Below are 19,755 nucleotides of genomic sequence, written 5' to 3'. Positions count from 1 at the left end.
TCGATCCTTTGACAGGTCTGAACAACACCATCACCGTACTTGCTCCGGGTGCTTCACAGGACATCAACACGACCTATACAGTCGATCAGGATGATATCGATGCAGGTTCTGTATCCAACACGGCTACGGCTGCTGTTGAGGACATCTCTGTTTCGGATGATGTGACCGTAACGGCTACACAGTCCCCTGCGCTTGCAATCAGCAAAGCAGTGACTGAAACAACTTTTGCAGCTCCTGGTGATGAACTCAATTACACCATTACGGTATCCAATACTGGTAACACCACGCTGGAGAACATCTCGGTTGTAGATCCTTTGACAGGTCTGAACAACACCATTACCGTTCTTGCTCCGGGTGCTTCGCAGGACATCAACACGACCTATACAGTCGATCAGGATGATATCGATGCAGGTTCTGTTTCCAACACGGCAACTGCTTCTGTTGCGGACATCTCTGTTTCAGATGAGGTAAACGTAACCGCTACCCAGTCCCCTGCCCTTGCAATCAGCAAAGCAGTGACTGAAACAACCTTTGCCGCTCCAGGTGATGAACTGAACTATACCATCACGGTAAGCAACACCGGTAATACAACTTTGGAGAACATCTCGGTTGTCGATCCTTTGACGGGTCTGAACACAACCATCACTGTTCTCGCTCCGGGTGCTTCACAGGACATCAACACGACCTATACAGTCGATCAGGATGACATCGATGCGGGTTCAGTCTCAAACACGGCAACTGCTTCTGTCGGTGACATCTCGGTAAGTGATGATGTAACTGTCGCAGCTTCCCAGTCCCCTGCGCTTGCGATTTCGAAGGCAGTAACTGAAACAACCTTTGCAGCTCCGGGGGATGAACTGAACTATACCATCACGGTAAGCAACACAGGTAACACCACTTTGGAGAATATCTCCGTTGTCGATCCTTTGACAGGATTGAACACCACCATCAGCGTTCTTGCTCCGGGTGCTTCACAGGACATCAACACGACCCATACAGTCGATCAGGATGACATCGATGCGGGTTCAGTCTCCAACACGGCTACTGCTTCAGTCAATGACATCTCTGTTTCGGATGATGTGACCGTAACGGCTACCCAGTCCCCTGCTCTTTCCATTGCTAAGGCGGTATCTGAAACCACCTTTGCCGCTCCGGGTGATGAACTGAATTATACCATTACGGTATCCAATACAGGTAATACCACTTTAGAGAACATATCAGTGGTCGATCCTTTGACAGGTCTGAACACAACAATATCTGTTCTTGCTCCGGGTGCATCTCAGGACATCAATACAACTTATGCAGTCGATCAGGATGATATCGATGCGGGTTCCGTTTCCAATACAGCTACAGCTTCTGTTGATGATATTTCAGTAAATGATGATGTGACCGTAACGGCAACCCAGTCCCCTGCCCTTGCCATTTCTAAGGCAGTAACCGAATCAACCTTTGCCGCTCCGGGTGATGAACTGAATTATACCATTACGGTATCCAATACGGGTAATACTACTTTGGAGAACATCTCCGTGGTCGATCCTTTGACAGGCCTGAACACCACCATTACTGTACTTGCTCCTGGAGCTTCCCAGGACATCAACACGTCTTATGCAGTCGATCAGGATGACATCGATGCAGGTTCTGTTTCCAATACGGCTACTGCTGCTGTGGGAGACATTTCGGTAAATGATGATGTTGCTGTAACTGCAACACAGTCCCCTGCGCTTTCAATTTTCAAGGCGGTAACCGAAACAACCTTTGCCGCTCCGGGTGATGAACTGAATTATACCATCACGGTATCCAATACAGGTAACACCACTTTGGAGAACATCTCCGTGGTAGATCCATTGACAGGTCTAAACACGAATATTGCGATTCTTGCTCCTGGAGCTTCCCAGGACATCAACACGACTTATGCAGTCGATCAGGATGATATCGATGCAGGTTCCGTTTCCAATACGGCAACAGCATCTGTCAATGACATTTCGGTAAATGATGAGGTAACCGTAACCGCTACCCAGTCCCCTGCTCTTTCCATTGCTAAGGCAGTAACCGAAACAACCTTTGCCGCTCCAGGTGATGAACTGAACTATACCATTTCGGTAAGCAATACCGGTAATACTACTTTGGAGAACATTTCGGTTGTCGATCCATTGACGGGACTGAACACAACAATATCTGTACTTGCTCCGGGTGCATCTCAGGACATCAACACGACCTATACAGTCGATCAGGATGATATCGATGCGGGTTCTGTTTCCAATACAGCTACTGCTGCTGTAGGAGACATCTCTGTTTCGGATGATGTGACGGTAACAGCAACTCAGTCTCCTGCTCTTTCAATTGCAAAGGCAGTGACTGAAACTACCTTTGCCGCTCCGGGTGATCAACTGAATTATACCATCACGGTAAGTAATACAGGAAACACTACACTTGAGAACATTTCGGTTGTCGATCCATTGACGGGACTGAACACAACAATATCTGTACTTGCTCCTGGAGCTTCCCAGGATATTAATACAACTTATGCCGTCGATCAGGATGATATCGATGCAGGTTCTGTTTTCAATACGGCTACTGCTGCTGTGGGTGACATCTCTGTTTCGGATGATGTGACCGTAACGGCTACACAGTCACCAGCTCTTTCCATTGCTAAGGCGGTGACCGAAACAACCTTTGCCGCTCCGGGTGATGAACTGAACTATACCATCACGGTATCCAACACTGGCAACACCACTTTGGAGAATATCTCCGTGGTCGACCCTTTGACAGGTCTGAACACGACCATCACCGTACTTGCTCCGGGTGCTTCCCAAGATATCAATACAAGTTATACAGTTGATCAGGATGATATCGATGCAGGTTCTGTTTCCAACACGGCTACGGCTGCTGTTGCGGACATCTCAGCTTCGGATAATGTGACCGTAAACGCTACCCAGTCCCCTGCGCTTGCGATTTCGAAGGCAGTAAGCGAGACTACCTTTGCAGCTCCGGGGGATGAACTCAATTATACCATTACAGTATCCAATACAGGAAATACTACTTTGGAGAACATCTCGGTTGTCGATCCTTTGACAGGTCTGAACAACACCATCACCGTACTTGCTCCGGGTGCTTCTCAGGACATCAATACAACTTATGCAGTCGACCAGGATGACATCGATGCGGGTTCTGTTTCCAACACGGCTACGGCTGCTGTTGCGGACATCTCTGTTTCGGATGATGTAACTGTCACAGCTACCCAGTCCCCTGCGCTTGCTATTTCGAAGGCAGTGACTGAAACAACTTTTGCCGCTCCGGGGGATGAACTCAATTATACCATTACAGTATCCAATACAGGAAATACTACTTTGGAGAACATCTCGGTTGTCGATCCTTTGACAGGTCTGAACAACACCATCACCGTACTTGCTCCGGGTGCTTCTCAGGATATCAATACCACCTATACAGTCGATCAGGATGATATCGATGCAGGATCGGTTTCCAATACAGCCACGGCTACTGTTGATGATATTTCAGTAAATGATGAGGTAAAGGTAAACGCTACCCAGTCCCCTGCACTTGCTACTTCGAAGACAGTGACCGAGACAACCTTTGCCGCTCCGGGTGATGAACTGAATTATACCATTACGGTCACCAATACCGGTAACACCACTTTGGAGAACATCTCGGTTGTCGATCCTTTGACGGGTCTGAATACCACCATTACCGTTCTCGCTCCGGGTGCTTCGCAGGACATCAACACGACCTATACAGTCGATCAGGATGATATCGATGCGGGTTCGGTTTCAAATACAGCAACAGCATCTGTCAATGACATATCTGTAAATGATGAGGTAACCGTAACGGCTACCCAGTCCCCTGCTCTTGCGATTTCGAAGTCAGTGACTGAGACAACCTTTGCCGCTCCGGGTGATGAACTGAACTATACCATTACGGTATCCAATACAGGAAACGTGACCTTGGAGAACATCTCGGTTGTCGATCCATTGACGGGACTGAATACAAATATTGCGGTTCTTGCTCCGGGTGCATCTCAGGACATCAATACAACTTATGCAGTCGATCAGGATGATATCGATGCGGGTTCCGTTTCCAATACAGCTACAGCTTCTGTTGATGATATTTCAGTAAATGATGATGTGACCGTAACGGCAACCCAGTCCCCTGCCCTTGCCATTTCTAAGGCAGTAACCGAAACAACCTTTGCCGCTCCGGGTGATGAACTCAATTATACCATTACGGTATCCAATACAGGTAACACCACTTTGGAGAACATCTCGGTTGTCGATCCTTTGACAGGTCTGAACACTACCATCAGTGTACTTGCTCCGGGTGCATCCCAGGATATCAATACGACCTATACTGTAGACCAGGATGACATCGATGCGGGTTCTGTTTCCAACACGGCTACGGCTTCTGTTGCGAACATCTCTGTTTCGGATGATGTTACCGTAAACGCTACCCTGTCCCCTGCCCTTGCGATTTCGAAGGCAGTGACTGAAACAACCTTTGCAGCTCCGGGCGATGAACTGAATTACACCATCACGGTATCCAATACCGGTAACACCACTTTGGAGAACATCTCGGTGGTCGATCCTTTGACAGGTCTGAACACTACCATTACCGTTCTCGCTCCGGGTGCTTCACAGGATATCAACACGACCTATACAGTTGACCAGGATGACATCGATGCGGGTTCTGTTTCCAATACGGCAACGGCTTCTGTTGCGGACATCTCGGTAAGTGATGATGTAACTGTCACAGCTACGCAGTCCCCTGCGCTATCAATTACAAAAACTGCTAACAGGTCAAGAATCAATGCCATTGGTGATCAAATCATCTATACATTGACTGTAAGGAATACCGGAAATACAACTTTAAATGGTATTGTAGTAACTGATCCTTTAACAGGACTTACTGAGACTATTGAAAGCTTGGCCCCTGATCAAACATGGACAAGCAATACATCATATACAGTTAATCAAGCTGATTTGGACAGCGGAAGTGTAAGAAATATTGCCTCTGCTAAAGTTGGCGATGAATTGGAAACTGAAGATTTTATTGATGTAGTAGTTGAAAAATCCAGTCAGCTAGCTGTCAGCAAAACTACTGTAACAGACACTTATAATGTTATCGGTCAAGAGATTATCTATACGATTACTGTTACCAATACTGGAAATGTTACATTGAGCAATGTTCAGGTTTCTGATCCATTGACAGGGTTGCAGGAAACCATTCCAAATCTCGCCCCAGGACAATCTGTAACATTCGAGACAACTTATGAAATACAGTTGAAGGATCTTGAATCAGGGACACTTGAAAACAGGGTAAATGTAACTTCAACCGATCCTGATGGAAATGAAGTCAATGGAACAGATGCTGTCACTGTAGGTGGTTCAAGAAATCCAATCATCGCCAATGATGATGACTTGGGAGAATATGTGGTCACTTTCGGCGGAGTATTGGGCAATATCCTTGACAATGACGTCTTGAACGGTAATCCCGTGAATTTTGAAGATGTCAACTTTGAGTTCACTGAATTGGCAGGAATAATTGGATTGTTGATCAATGAAAATGGAGAATTGAGCCTAATCCCAGGCCTTAATCCAGCTGGTGAATATGTCCTTAGCTATGAGCTTCGAGAAGCTGCAAACCCAACCAATACGGATCAGGCAAGCGTTACTTTCAAATTACTTGTCAATGATGCGGACCTTTCCATCACTAAAACTTCCAATGCTGTTGAGATTTTTGAAGGTGATGAATTTATTTACGAAATCCAGGTCAATAACATCGGCGGTACAAATGCCAGCAATGTCGTAATTGTTGATGACCTTCCTGGCGCAGTTTCGTATTTGGGCTCAAGCTTTGAGCCTTCGGATCCTCAAATGGAAGTGGGTATCAGCGTCAGCGGTGCAGCAGTCACCTATACAGTTCCATTCTTCCCTGCTGATGCATCTCTGTTGATCAAAATCAAAGTCAGGGCGAATGAAATCAATAGTGACAGAGTGGTTCAAATCACCAATATCGCATCGGTTTCATCGGATGAGGAAGACATCAATATGGATGATAATCAGGCTTCTGACACCAATCAGATCCATCCTTTCTTTATCCCGAATGTGATCACACCTGATGGCGACGGACTCAATGACAGATTTGAGATCAAAGGGCTTGACAAGTTTGTTGAAAATGAAATTGTCATCTTCAACAGAAACGGTGACCATGTCTATGAAAGGAAAAACTATCAAAATGAATGGGCAGCTGAAGGGCTTGTATCAGGCACATATTTCTTTGTCCTCAATGCATTGGATAGACAAGGTAAATCCCATGAATTCAAAGGATGGATACAGGTCATCAAAAAATAATCCTGAAAGCATATGACTCTAACTCTAAATTATATATCCCTTATGGATCAGACAACAAAGAAATTTTTTATGGTTATTGTTTTGGTTATGGCAGGTGGACTCGTCCACCTGCCTTTAAAAGCCCAAAACTCACTCTTAAGGTATGCGGAAAAACAGTACGAACTTGAGAATTACTCCCATGCTGCATCAATCTATGCAGAAGCCTATGAAAGAAGTGAAAGGTATAGCACAGCCCTTATGGCTGCCAACACCTATCAGACTATTCAGGATTATGATAATGCTTTCAAATGGTGGACAACAGTTGTAGGACATGAAGAATCCACCAAAGAGGATTATTCAAATTATCTATTATCAGCATTAAGATTGGATGAAGATTTCAATCCTCAGGACCTATTGGCAGGAAGTCCTTATTCAGAATTTGATTTCCCTGAAATTGATTTTAACAAAATAAGAGAACTGAAAAAGAAAAAGTCAAATGTCAAGCTAGTTTCCCTCAACGAATTAAACAGCAGTTCTTCGGACTACAGTATAACTTCAGACCAAGAGGACACCAAGTACTTCACTTCTAACAGAGGGAGTATTTACCAATCTGAAAAACCTGCTGTGCGGCTTGATGCCAAAAACAGTCTATTCAGTGAAGAAAAAAGTGATTTTAATGACATGGAATACTTTGGACTCTATCGCTACAGTACTGATGGAGAAATTACCAAAATGAGTTCTGACGTCTCAGGTGCTCTTCAATATGCAGATCCTAGTTTGTTGGAAAGCAAAAACATCCTTTTTTATACAGTATTCAGAAATATCAGAAAGGTGAAAAAGAAAAGGGATTTTACCGTCCAACCTGAAATTTACTTTTCCAAAATCACAGATTCAGGTGAATTGGTAGACAGTAAGCCATTTCCTGTTAATAATTTTTCTGAATACGGTGTCATGACACCTTTTGTGGATGAAGAGGCCAACAGAATCTACTTTGCCTCCGACAAACCCGGTGGATTTGGTGGATTTGATCTTTACTATGTCACATTTGATGATCAATTGAATTTTGGAGAACCTGTAAACCTAGGCTCCGAAATCAACACTGCCCAAGACGAAACGCATCCTTCAAGAATGGGAACTGGCTTTTATTTCTCCTCTAAAGGCCATACAGGTTTGGGAGGCATGGATATTTTCAAAGCAGACTATCAAAACGGAAAAGTCGGCAAACCGGACAACATGGGTCTCCCCTACAACTCCGGCAGGGATGATTTCGCATTTTATATTTCTCCAAAAGGCAAAAGATATCTTTCTTCGGACAGATCAGGAGGAATGGGAATGGATGACATCTACTTACTTGAGGACCTTCATAAGCGATTGATCGCAAGGGTCATTGATTGCGATGGTAATATTATTTCTGAGGCCTTCGAATCCACTCTAACCGAAAAAAACACCAATTCACTTATCCCTACTTCAAGAGGAGACAAAGCTGAACTATTGGCAGATTTGGATCCTGATAAAGATTTTAGCCTTTCAATTAGTAAAAAAGGCTATTTCACTATTCAGGACAATGAGCTCAGTACTGTAGGACTGGAAGAAGAAATTTTGGAAAAGGAATACCGTCTGGCAGCTATCCCCTACAACATGCCCGTATATGTGGACATTGTCTATTATGACCTTGACAAGTCTATCATCAGAAAAGATGCTGCCCCAACCTTGGATAAAATCGCAAGTCTGATGCAGCAGTATGGTTTTATAGACTTGCTCGTAGGTTCGCATACAGATGCACGAGCTTCCAAAGAATATAATGATGCCCTGAGTCAAAGAAGGGCTGATGCGGTCAGTGAATATCTTTCCAAATACAATATTCCCAAAGAAAGGGTAAGATTGGATTGGTATGGTGAAGAAAAACATGTGAATGATTGTGGAGACGGAGTACCATGTCCTGAAACGGAACATCAGCTTAACAGAAGAAGTGAATTGGTGCTTGAAGCCTTTTCCGATAAGAATAAAACCTACGAATTACCCAAAGAATTTATGGGTAGGGATATCTGTGACCCGACAGACCTTTTTGAAGCTTTGAATGCCGAAATCAAGGATGTTCCGACCATATATTTTGATTTTGATAAATCAAACCTTAGAAGTGTACATAAAAAGGAATTGGAAAGGGTTAGCCTATTACTCCAAAGATTGGTTAACCTACAGCTCAACATCACAGGGCATACCGACCAAAGAGGCAATGAAGAATACAACCTTAAGCTATCCGAACGGAGGGCCAAAACTGTCATAGATTACCTGACCAATAAAGGCATTGATCCAAAAAGACTGAAAAGTGAATGGCTAGGCAAAACCCAACCTGTACATGATTGCAATACTGAAGACTGTTCAGAGGCCATGCACCAATTAAATAGAAGAACAGAATTACAGCTCAAGAACAATAAATAATAGCATTTTTTTATTTGATCTGATCATTGGATCAAATAACAATCAGACATTTTTTAATTTAATTGAAGAGTTAGAATACTAAAAAGAGTCTCCTTCTGGGAGACTTTTTTTTATTAAATATTATTTGGTTTTTATCCTTTAAAATATGCGCAGGAAAAAACTGAAAAGTTCATAGGGATAAATTGCCTTCATTTCCATCAACAAGATTTTTACCTGTAGCAGCAGAAGCCACCATTTTCAAGAAATTGATCATTTTGTTTCCTTCCGTATCCCAATAATAGGCATTGGTCGGTTTGACTTTTAAAATTGAAATATTGGGATCTTCTTTTCCACCTTGGAACCAGGCATTGAGTTCTGGTGACCAAAGTTCTTCAATTTTATTGCTATCCAAAATTATTTCCGCTTCTCCATTTACGATCATAAAACTGTCTTTTCCGGGATGCGAATAAAAAAGTTGAACTTTTTTGTTCCATTCTATCTCCATGTTTTTATCGCTGTCCTTAGGGCTGAAAAACCAAATATTACCTTGATCGCAGACTTTTTGGGTACTCATTGGCCTGCATGAAGCACCATCGTCTGTTTTCAGATTGGTACAGAACATACATATATCAATCGATTCGGCAAGTTCTCTCAATTTGACAATTGCATCTTCACTCCTAAGATTTTTTAAGCCATCCATATTTTTCTCAATTTAATAAGTTCAAAAATCAGGATTTTTAGGTTAAAATAATTACACCGCATTTTGTATATGTTATAGAAATTACTTTTATAAAATTATCATATATAAGCCTTTAAATTTTACAAATCAATCCTATTAAACAAGTATCATATTTTGCGAATCAGTTCATTAGAAAATTCAAGAAAAATATAGATAACCTTTTACTAGATCAGAAAACTCAAAAAATTCTCTATCACTTTTCCACCGACGGTTAACCGAAAAAACTTAGTTTCAATTAGTTTCGGATTCTTAAATTTAAATTGACTTATGAAAAAAATATACCTGATATACTTCCTGGCCTTTTTGGTTAATTCTGTCACTGGGCAGGAAAATCCTACCAAAGGCAACTATGAACTTGCTGCCAGATTTTCACCGGAGAAACTGAAAAAAATGATTTTTTCCATCGAGGTAGATGCCCATTGGTTGAAGAAATCAGACCGGTTTTGGTATGAATATGAAACCACAGCAGGAAAGAATTGGTACCTCGTCAACCCTGCCACCAAAAGCAAAAGCAATTTATTTGACAGGGATAAACTGGCTGCTGAAATTACAAAGGTTGTCAAAGATCCTTTTGATGGGCAGCATTTGGATATCTCCAATCTGAAATTTTTGGAAGATGAAAACACCATTCAGTTTAAGATCAAAAGCACTCAGGATGTCTTGAAAAAAGATTGGGAGGAAATCAAGGCCAAGGACAAAAGTGCCAAGGATTCTTTGGAGAAAAAAACTTTTGTTTTCAGGTATAATATCAACGACCAGCAACTTTTCGAAGTCACAGATCCTGAAAAAGAGGCAAAGCGTCTTGCTTGGGCCAATATTTCCCCTGATTCCTCCAAAGTGGTTTTTGCCAAAAATGAAAATCTGTATTGGATGGATAAAGAGAATTTTTTGAAGGCTGTAAAAGATGAAAAAGACAGCACCATCGTCGAACATCAACTTACCCAAGATGGTGAAAAGGATTACGGTTATGGTGGTTCAGGACGGGGCGATGACAATGTAGAAGAGGAAAAAAAGAAAGACGACCGAAAGCGTGCAGGTATTTTATGGTCGGAATCATCTAAACAATTTGTCATCAGTAGGTCGGATTCCAGAAAAGTCAAAGACCTTTGGGTCATCCACAATACCCGTGACCCAAGACCGACTTTGGAAACCTATAAGTATGCCATGCCCGGCGAAAAAGAACAGCCCGTTACGGAATTGTTCCACTATTCTTTTGAAGGTGAAAAAATGTCTAAACTGGATATTTCAACTTTTAAAGATCAGTCTCTTGGGATGTGGTCGGAAACGGTTCCGACCAAAAACAGAGATGATGAATTTAAACCTGTCAAATGGTTGGGCGATGAAAACTTTTTTTATTTTTCCATCACATCCAGAGATCTGAAGAAAATTGACATTTGCCGTTGGAATATTCAGGAAGGGAAAAAGGAAACATTGATTGAGGAAAGAAGTAATACCTATATCGACATCAATAAGCCTGAAATCATCAACAATGGTAATGAAATCATTCATTGGTCAGAGCGCGATGGATGGGGACACTTCTACCTATATGACACTCAAGGCAACTTAAAACGTCAATTGACTTCCGGTCCTTTCCACTCTGAGTCCATCTCAAAAGTGGATGAAAAAGCCAGGGTTCTATATTTTACAGCAAATGGAAAAGAAAATGGTGAAGATCCCTATTATGAGCATTTGTACAAAGTAAGTCTCAACGGTGGGCCAATCACACTCTTGAATCCAGGTAACTTCAACCACAGTATTTCCATCAATGACAATACCACCTATTTTGTCAATAATTTCTCAAGGGTAAATACAGTCCCTTCCTCCACCCTAATTGATGCTATGGGAAGAAAAGTGATGGATCTTGAAACAGCAGATTTATCCTCTTTGTTTGCAGCTGGTTACCAATTTCCTGAACCATTCAAGGTCAAAGCCGATGATGGTTACACCGACCTTTTTGGTGTGATGTACAAACCTTTTGACTTTGATTCAACAAAAATTTATCCCGTCATCCAATATGTATATCCCGGTCCACAGACAGAAGCGGTAAACAAATCCTTTGGTAGAAGCATGGATAGAATCGACAGATTGGCGCAGTTTGGATTTGTAGTAGTCACTGTAGGTAACCGGGGCGGGCATCCTGGGAGATCAAAATGGTACCATAACTACGGGTATGGCAATCTGAGAGATTATGGTTTGGCTGATAAAAAAGCAGCCATTGAGCAATTGGCTGATCGACATAGTTTTATCGATAAGTCCAAAGTGGGGATTCATGGTCACTCGGGAGGAGGATTTATGTCCACTGCGGCCATGCTGGTGTATCCCGATTTTTTCAAGGTGGCTGTATCTAGTGCTGGCAACCATGAAAACAATATCTATAACCGATGGTGGTCGGAAAAACACCATGGGGTAAAAGAAACCATCACGCCAAAAGGTGACACGACATTTGTTTATCAGGTTGAACGAAATCCCGATCTGGCCAAAAATCTAAAAGGCAGGTTATTATTGGTCACAGGTGATGTGGACAACAATGTACATCCTGCCAATACCATCCGAATGGCCAATGCTTTGATCAAAGCCAACCAACGTTTTGATTTCATCATTCTTCCAGGTCAGCGACATGGTTTTGGCGACATGACGGAATACTTCTTTTGGAGGATGGGAGATTATTATGTGCAACATTTGCTGGGTGACAATACCCCTCCTCCCGTGGATATGATGGAAATACAAAGGGAAAAAGCATTGGTAAAATAAAAGCTGTCAGATACCAGCTATTCGACATTTAAAATATCGAATCCAGATAATAAGAGATTTCTAATCCTATTCAAAAAACCAAATAACAGAATTACAAATTCCAATTTTTCTGTTCTCGCTATTGCTAATTATGAGAAGCAAATTTATTCAAGCCATGACCCAAAGTCATGGCTTGAATATTTAGAACAACTGCGGCACAAACTGTGTCAGATACACCCTCCAGTTTCTCCAGATATGCCCTCCTTCAGATTCAACATATTCATAAGGCATTTTCATCGTATCGAGCTTGGCTCGATATGCTTTATTTTCTCCAAATAGGAAATCAGTCTTTCCAATCGCTATCCAATACAGTTGATAACCATTATCCATTTGTGTTTTTAAGGTTCCGTCTATATCCGTATAAACTTTTCCTGTCGCATCTTCTCTTGGCATCAATGCTGCAGAAAACAAACCCATATAATCAAAAGTATTCGGATAATACCTGGAAATATGCATGGTATGAAAACCACCCATGGAAAGTCCTGCAATCGCCCGGTGCGACTTGTCGGCAATAACCCTGTAATTTTCTTCCACAAATTTGATGATATCCATAAAATTTGCTTCATAAGTACCGTCCATGGTTTTCTCAGCCATAAACACAGGCTTGTAAAACCCTAAACTTCCCTCACCAGGGGCGGCGTCCTGAATGACATTTCCATTGGGCATGACTACGATCATGGGTTTTGCTTTACCTTGGGCTATGAGATTGTCCATAATTTGGGCAGTACGTCCTAATGAAATCCAAGCTTCTTCATCTCCTCCCGCACCATGAAGAAGGTAAAGAACTGGGTATTTTTCAGAAGAAGTTTCATATCCGGGAGGTGTATAGATCGTAATTCTCCGGTCCATACCCAATCCGGGAGAATCATACCATCTGCGGGAAACAGTCCCATGTGGAAAATCGTTGGTTTTATAATACTCAGCCTGCCCCCCTTCTATGATAAAAATATTAGTTACAGAAGCAACATCCCGAATTTGGAAAGGATTATTGGGATCAGTAGTTGTGAATCCATCTATGATAAAGGAATAATTATACAATTCAGGACCAAGGGTTGGACTTTTAAATTCCCAAACACCCTTATCATCCTTGACCATGTCTGCTTTTCCCGGTGCATCTACTTTGCCCATTGGTGAATCCATTTTTACAGTTGGCAGAAAATCCCCTGTTACCTGTACTGATTTGGCATCAGGTGCCAAAAGCCGGAAAGTTACAGCCTGGTTATCATGTATTTCTGGGGAGACTATTTGCTGGGCACGAAAGATGGCTTCCTGTGCAAAGGATTGGAATTCGAACAAGACAAGAAGGATTAGTTTAAGAAACAGAATTTTTTTCATAAGGTTTATCGATTTTCAACTTCATATATCATGAAAGTCATTCTTTTTTAAGTAATCCAAAATTAGTATCATAATTACGCTCCATTGCAATCAGGTCTTAATACTCACCACTTGAGCACTTCTCAAATCAGTAATTACTCCCCTTTCACATATTTCCTCCAATTATGCTGTTCTTTAAATCCTAGGACTTTACGGATTTTGAGGTTTGAAAACAAAGCTTCATGTTCCTCCAATTCACGTGTAATGGGTACACCGGGGAAAAAGCGTTCCGCCAATTCTTTGCTCGGGATAATCGCTCCGTTATGGTCATTCCCTGCATTGAAAATCTGGAAACCAAGGTTATCTTTTTGTAAACATAGATCCACAATCTGTCCCAAATCACGCGCATCAATATAACAAAAAGCATTCCTGCGGCGGACTGATGGATTTTTGAAATAATGAGGAAACAGTTCAGCATATTCGTGAGGCTCGATTACATTTCCGATACGAAGGGCATAGATATCAAAGCCTGACCTCCGTTGAAAACTTCGGGCTGTTTGTTCATTGACCACCTTGGATAAACCATAGCTGTCCATGGGATCCACATCATAGTCTTCTTCCAAGGGCAGGGAATGTGGATCAGTTTGGCCATCCGAAAAACAAACCCCATAAGTAGTTTCAGAGGAAGCGATGATTATCTTCTTGATGCCAAGCTTGACAGCCGCTTCAATCACATTGTAAGTGCCGACGGCATTGACCCGAAAAGTCTCATTGTCAGGTTTAATCAGGATCCTGGGCACGGCAGCAAAATGAACTACCGCATCAAACTTGGGAATGCCCTTCCCTCCTTCCAACTCATCCAAAGCTGCATAGGAACTCATGGCATTGAACATCTGTCCGGAATCGGTGATATCTGCGGTCAGGTTGTCAACTCCCGGATAATGCAATGGTGTCAAGTCCACATTCATCACCCGATGTCCTTGGTCGAGTAAGTATGGGATTACATGTTTTCCTGCCTTTCCTGATCCGCCGGTGAAGAATATGCGTTTTTTGGTCATGGATATTTAATGGAGAATGGTTTTGATTTTTCTGGTTCAACCATTTCGGTTTAGTTAATACCCCTGAAATTTACATTCAGAGATTACAAAAGGATTAATAACAATTACTGTGATTGGAATCCATTATTTAAACATAATCCTATTCAGGCTCATTTCCAACCTTCAATATTGATTTCTCTATGAAACCTTAATTGATCAAAAAATACCAACCTTACTATCGAATAGCCGGCCTATTTATCCTCCAAAGTAAAAAAGCATTGATTAATGTCACTAATGCAAACCATTTTTCAAATGTAGTCTGGGCCAAAATATTACCAATAGTATTCAGTACAAATAGGCCAAAGAAAATCCACAGAATCGCTGATAGTGTTTTGTCAGAAAAAACAGCTCTTACGAAATTCCCCTTTTGGGCAAGTACATAAATGAAAAAGAGACTGATGACAATCGAAATCGTTTCAAAGGTGTACATCTCCTGATCCGTTGTCAACCTTCCTCCCCAAGCGATATCATAGGGAATTATTTTCAATAGGATCAAAAAATGAAGCATTAGTGCAGAAAAAGTAATGCCTATCAATATTTTGATGGAAGAGTTTTGGCGGATTTTCATTTGATTTCGATTTTATATTTAGTCCCAAAAAAAATTTACATTAACCCCATTTTACGGGTTTGTTGGTAATGCAAATTGAAATTTAGTCAAACAATTCTTAATTTCAGATTATGTATTAGTAATCATTGCATTAGTCCAATCGAGCGGTTCCTGAATCAAGTTTTTTCATGATTATGGGGGCCAAGAATCCATGAATTACAATTGAAAAGAGGATAGTCAACATCAAGATATTTAACACTGCCTGTTGACCTTCAAATTCTTGGATATTTATCGCGTAATAAAAATAATACAAAGAACCGATTCCCCTAAGTCCAAGGAAACTGATCGCTCCGATTTCTTTTTTGGGAAGGCCTGAACCTATAAGTCCAACCATCCCGGATAAAGGCCTAATTAAAAATACAATTACCAAGGCAATAACCACTTCAATGGCTGTAATTTCAGCCAAGAAGCCTAAGCCGATAATCATACCAAAAGTTAAAATCAATCCACTGGTCATTATCCGTTGTGCCTTTTCAATAAATAAATGGAGGTTAGCATGATGCAAATGACCAGGATCAAGTCTCCTCAAAGCTAAAGCACCAACAAAAACGGCAATAAAACCATATCCTGCCAGTAATTCTGCTATTCCGTAAAGCATGAGAGTCAGTGCCAGGGAGGCTAATCCGGATATTGTTTTGGAAAAATCACTATATGCTGAAACTGAAAGCAAATACTTACCGGCAAACCGACCCCCGAAATATCCTATGGCCAAACCAACAGCAATTTTGTAAATGACGTGCGTGGCTAACCAAGACCATACCAATTCCTGGCTAAAACCTGTTCCTGCAACAAAAATAGCCAGGTAGGTAAATGGAAATGCCAAACCATCATTTAATCCTGCTTCTGAGGTAAGAGAAAACCTCACCTCATCTTCAGGCCGGTTTGGTTCATCCTCGTCTTTTCCTGACTCTTCATCTTTGGCGCCTTTATTAGGGCCTCCGACTTGGATATCACCTGCCAAGACAGGATCGGTCGGGGCGGTCACAGCACCCAACAGCAAAGCTGTTGCCGGGACTAGTCCCCCAATCCACCAGCCCGCAAGCCAAATCAGCAAAATGGTGAGGATCATGGTAATGCCTAATAATCTCCAGGGTATTCTCCATGATTTCCAACCAAACAGCCTATCAATCTTAAGCCCCGCCTCCATCAGGGCAATAATGACTGCGATTTCAGTTACAGTTTCTAATACATTAGTCTTGGAATACATGAATTCAAGGTCAATGTCCAATGGAATTAAACTTGAAATCAAGCCTAAAGCTAATAATATCATAGGCATCGAAACCGGGTAGGAAGAAAGAAATCTGGGTAGATAGGTAGCTACAAGAATGGCTAAGCCAAATAAAACCAAGAGTACTTTGTAGGTAGCGAAAAACTCTAAATTGTCTAAAAATTCCATTTTGATTCAATATTGCTTTTCACCGGAGATATACCCTTTAATTATTCGCCCATTTGGCTGTACAAATTCTATGCAGAAGATACCTCATCAAAAAAAAGCACAACAATCAATTTAATAAGTACAATGGATATCCCCAAAATTATTGTGATTATTGATTGACTTTTTCGGTCCGATAATTGAACACTATATATTTCAACTAAACCAACTAGACTATGAATATGATACCTTCGAATTCTGAATTTGATCAACCCACAATAGGTCCTTCCAAAATCAAAAGCAAATCCACCAACAAAAGGCAAAATCCTAGTTTACTAAAGATATTTCGACCTTTTTTCAGAATATGGATCAAAATATTCAAGTTTACAGTTCTCACTTTTATTGAAATCATCAGAACCATATTGCAGTTGATGGTCGGGACTAATACCAAGAAATCTTAAATGCATTTAGGTAATATCGAGATCCAACTCATATGAATTCAATGTCCACCTATTGGATGTTGGAAGTCAATACTTACAATCAATTCTACAAACTTGAATCCGAAATTTGTAATAGAATTAGTCTGCATCAGTAATATCTTTACCAAATCAGACTGAATTTACCAGTTAATAGCCTATCATCATTAGCGCTGTATGAATGCTCCCTTCAGCAAATTGGAAGTGAACTAAAATCAACCAACATGAAAACCCTACAGGTTTACCTTGAAAAAGACATAGAATACATGAAAGGTTTTTCTTTACAGCTGCGTTCTTCATTGTTCTATTTCAACTATAAACCTGTGTATGTAAAATGGGGAATGATAATTTACTTATTGTTATTGCAAAATCCAGCTTCCTAAATTCACATTAAAATCAATTCCTAAAAATATATGAAACCCTCAAAAAAAGATTCCGAATATCCCGCTAAAGCCGAAGAAAGCACTTTTGGAGATCTTTTGGAAAAAGGTCCGAAAAAAAACGTAACCAAACCAGCCGAGGAATTTGTATCTCCTGATCCATCAAAATCAACACCGGAAGGAAATACTGAATCTGAGGAGATTGATAAAATGGGAATCAGCAAAAAAGCCAAGACCGGAAAGAAAATGTAACAACCAACCTTCCACAGCTGCATCTGATTTTCGCATGGTGGGAAATAGCCTTGATATTAAATCGGCCAATACAAGAGGTTCTCTAAAGTTCTCTTCCTTCTTTTCAGAAATCAGATAACTGAAAAGTGTCATGACAGAAGCTCCTGCAATAGTTGACTGTATAATAGGTTGAATCGCCATCACTAGAAAAGACACCTTTTTTCACTAAAAAAGTCTTACACAAACAAAGCTTTGTTTTGCAGGATTAATTGGTGGAAGGTGGATTTATTAGAAGGAAAGTTTTTCCAGGTCATGGTTTTTCTTTCTCATTAAAAAAATACCTGCAAAAATAAATGGTAAACTCAGGATCTGCCCCATATTCAAAATCATCCCTGCTTCAAAACCAACTTGGTCGATTTTAAAAAATTCAAGAAGAAACCTGGCAGAAAATAACAGGACCAAAAAAAGCCCGAATAGGTAACCGTTTTCCTTTTTGATTTTGTTTGAAAATAAGTTCAAAAAAATGAAAATGGCAAAATACGCCAATGCTTCGTAAAGCTGTCCCGGATGTCGGGGTATAGCATCAATCCAATGGAATATAAATGCCCATGGGACTGTTGTGGGATGGCCAATCATCTCTGAATTGAATAGATTTCCCAGCCTAATAAAACCACATCCCAATGGCACTGCCAAGGCTAGTTTATCAAAAACCCAATAGATATTAATTTCTTGACTCTTTGAATAAAAGAATACTGCGACCAAAATCCCGATAGCACCCCCATGACTGGCCAAACCCTGAAAACCGGTAACCTCAAATTCAGGATAAAAGCGGAAAGGTAACAGTATCTCCAATGGATTTTGGAAATAATAGTCAAACTCATAAAAAAAACAATGACCAAGCCGTGCGCCTATTACAGTGCCTATTCCTATGAAAACAAGCAAGTTGTCCAGTTTTTCTTCCGGCAATGATGCGTTTCTGAAATGTCTTTTCAACAGGATAAAACCAAAAACAAAACCCAATCCAAACAACAAAGAATAGATCCTCAATTCATAAAATCCCAAGTCTATAATGCTGCCATCATGGGACCAGTTGATATAAAGTGGAATCAGGCCAAACTTAAATAGAACATCCTCCACCTAATGCCAGAATTAATAATGAATAAGCAAAAGCATTTAGGACAATCCTTTTGGAAATGAATTTTAGTGGATTGTTTTTGGATTCAGCTTCGATACTGGTAAGGATTTCTGATTCCTCAATATCCATCAATCCATTAATTACCTTGAATTGATCCCATGAGGGTTTTAATCTATTGAGGTTCATTTTGTAGGGATTTTACGGTTTTTTTAAGTTGGATTTTAATCCTGTTCATTTTTGTGCTGACGTTGGTTTCCGAAATGGATAGCATCTTGGATATCTCTCTATTGTCGTACCCTTCCAGATACAAGATTACCACTGCTTTGTCCATGGGTTTGAGAAAACCAATTGCCTGCTGCAGTACCAAAAGGTCGTCATCTGAACCTATATTTTGAAAATGGTTTTTCTCAAAAGCTTCTGAAAGTGGTTCAGTCAGAATACCTTGATTCTTTTTCCGGAGGATGGATATCAACGTATTGAGGGCAACCCTATATATCCATGTGCTGATTTTTGATTCCTCTTTGAAATTGGGAAAGGCTTTCCAAAGTGAAAGAAGGACATCCTGCCTGTAATCCTTCATTTCTTCATTGGAATTGGCATAGAGCCGACAAAGGCTATTGACAATTCCTTGGTTTTGTCGGATCAATGCAACAAACAAAATTTTAGAATCTGGTCCCATGTAGATTATGTTGTATACACCATTAGTCGAAAAGATTTCGATTTTATCACAGTTACGGAAAAAAATATTAAGGATCCGCCTATATGGGAGTTTAGAATGCTTTTTATAGAAATTGTTGGAAGTTAGGAGGACCTAAGATGGGTTCTGATTGCTACTTGGGCGGTGATGGCGAGATT

General features: G+C 40.9%; 13 protein-coding genes. 5 read left to right on the top strand and 8 right to left on the bottom strand.

Going from position 1 to position 19,755, the window contains the following annotated elements; all coding sequences use genetic code 11:
* The first annotated feature begins 8 nt into the window (after positions 1-8).
* The gene (locus HMJ38_RS15790; RefSeq protein WP_228780088.1) at positions 9-6,362 is read left to right on the top strand and encodes a DUF7507 domain-containing protein; all 6,354 of its coding nucleotides are present in this window, start codon (positions 9-11) and stop codon (positions 6,360-6,362) included.
* A gap of 42 nt (positions 6,363-6,404) precedes the next feature.
* A complete protein-coding gene (locus tag HMJ38_RS15785; protein WP_194975380.1) occupies positions 6,405-8,780 on the top strand; it encodes an OmpA family protein in 2,376 nt (791 codons plus the stop codon).
* Positions 8,781-8,949: 169 nt separating this feature from the next.
* Here HMJ38_RS15785 and HMJ38_RS15780 read toward each other — a convergent pair whose 3' ends face one another.
* Positions 8,950-9,459, bottom strand: coding sequence for a pyridoxamine 5'-phosphate oxidase family protein (locus tag HMJ38_RS15780; protein WP_194975379.1), 510 nt, complete (start codon positions 9,457-9,459; stop codon positions 8,950-8,952).
* A 306-nt stretch (positions 9,460-9,765) separates the two neighbouring features.
* Between HMJ38_RS15780 and HMJ38_RS15775 the strand changes: the two genes are divergently transcribed.
* Positions 9,766-12,249: a S9 family peptidase gene (locus HMJ38_RS15775; RefSeq protein WP_194975378.1), complete on the top strand. Its 2,484-nt coding sequence runs from the start codon at positions 9,766-9,768 to the stop codon at positions 12,247-12,249.
* A 180-nt stretch (positions 12,250-12,429) separates the two neighbouring features.
* Here the strand turns inward: HMJ38_RS15775 and HMJ38_RS15770 are convergent, their stop codons facing one another.
* The 4 genes from HMJ38_RS15770 to HMJ38_RS15755 form a co-directional block, all read right to left on the bottom strand.
* Complete coding sequence (locus tag HMJ38_RS15770) at positions 12,430-13,623, bottom strand: esterase (RefSeq protein WP_194975377.1); 1,194 nt, start codon at positions 13,621-13,623, stop codon at positions 12,430-12,432.
* A gap of 134 nt (positions 13,624-13,757) precedes the next feature.
* A complete protein-coding gene (locus tag HMJ38_RS15765; RefSeq protein ID WP_194975376.1) occupies positions 13,758-14,660 on the bottom strand; it encodes an NAD-dependent epimerase/dehydratase family protein in 903 nt (300 codons plus the stop codon).
* 214 nt (positions 14,661-14,874) lie between these two features.
* Positions 14,875-15,267, bottom strand: a complete 393-nt coding sequence (locus HMJ38_RS15760) for a hypothetical protein (protein WP_228780087.1) — start codon at positions 15,265-15,267, stop codon at positions 14,875-14,877.
* 130 nt (positions 15,268-15,397) lie between these two features.
* Positions 15,398-16,702 (bottom strand): cation:proton antiporter, encoded by a 1,305-nt coding sequence (locus HMJ38_RS15755; protein ID WP_194975375.1) that lies wholly within the window; start codon positions 16,700-16,702, stop codon positions 15,398-15,400.
* 676 nt (positions 16,703-17,378) lie between these two features.
* On the opposite strand from HMJ38_RS15755, the gene HMJ38_RS15750 reads away from it, so the two are divergent.
* Positions 17,379-17,537 carry a hypothetical protein gene (locus HMJ38_RS15750; RefSeq protein WP_194975374.1) on the top strand — a complete coding sequence of 53 codons (159 nt, stop codon included), beginning with the start codon at positions 17,379-17,381 and terminating at the stop codon, positions 17,535-17,537.
* A 30-nt stretch (positions 17,538-17,567) separates the two neighbouring features.
* Complete coding sequence (locus tag HMJ38_RS15745; protein ID WP_194975373.1) at positions 17,568-17,786, top strand: hypothetical protein; 219 nt, start codon at positions 17,568-17,570, stop codon at positions 17,784-17,786.
* 267 nt (positions 17,787-18,053) lie between these two features.
* Here the strand turns inward: HMJ38_RS15745 and lgt are convergent, their stop codons facing one another.
* Genes lgt through HMJ38_RS15730 form a run of 3 tightly spaced genes read right to left on the bottom strand, consistent with a single transcriptional unit; the run spans position 18,054 to position 19,579 of the window.
* Positions 18,054-18,902 carry a prolipoprotein diacylglyceryl transferase gene (gene lgt, locus HMJ38_RS15740; RefSeq protein WP_317174538.1) on the bottom strand — a complete coding sequence of 283 codons (849 nt, stop codon included), beginning with the start codon at positions 18,900-18,902 and terminating at the stop codon, positions 18,054-18,056.
* Positions 18,883-19,086 (bottom strand): hypothetical protein, encoded by a 204-nt coding sequence (locus HMJ38_RS15735; RefSeq protein ID WP_194975372.1) that lies wholly within the window; start codon positions 19,084-19,086, stop codon positions 18,883-18,885. Before HMJ38_RS15735 ends, lgt begins: the two co-directional genes overlap by 20 nt.
* Positions 19,073-19,579 (bottom strand): RNA polymerase sigma factor, encoded by a 507-nt coding sequence (locus HMJ38_RS15730; protein WP_194975371.1) that lies wholly within the window; start codon positions 19,577-19,579, stop codon positions 19,073-19,075. Before HMJ38_RS15730 ends, HMJ38_RS15735 begins: the two co-directional genes overlap by 14 nt.
* Positions 19,580-19,755 lie beyond the last annotated feature (176 nt).

Source organism: Aquiflexum lacus (assembly GCF_015476655.1).
Classification (GTDB): domain Bacteria; phylum Bacteroidota; class Bacteroidia; order Cytophagales; family Cyclobacteriaceae; genus Aquiflexum; species Aquiflexum lacus.
This window is presented reverse-complemented; position numbering and strand designations above follow the sequence as displayed.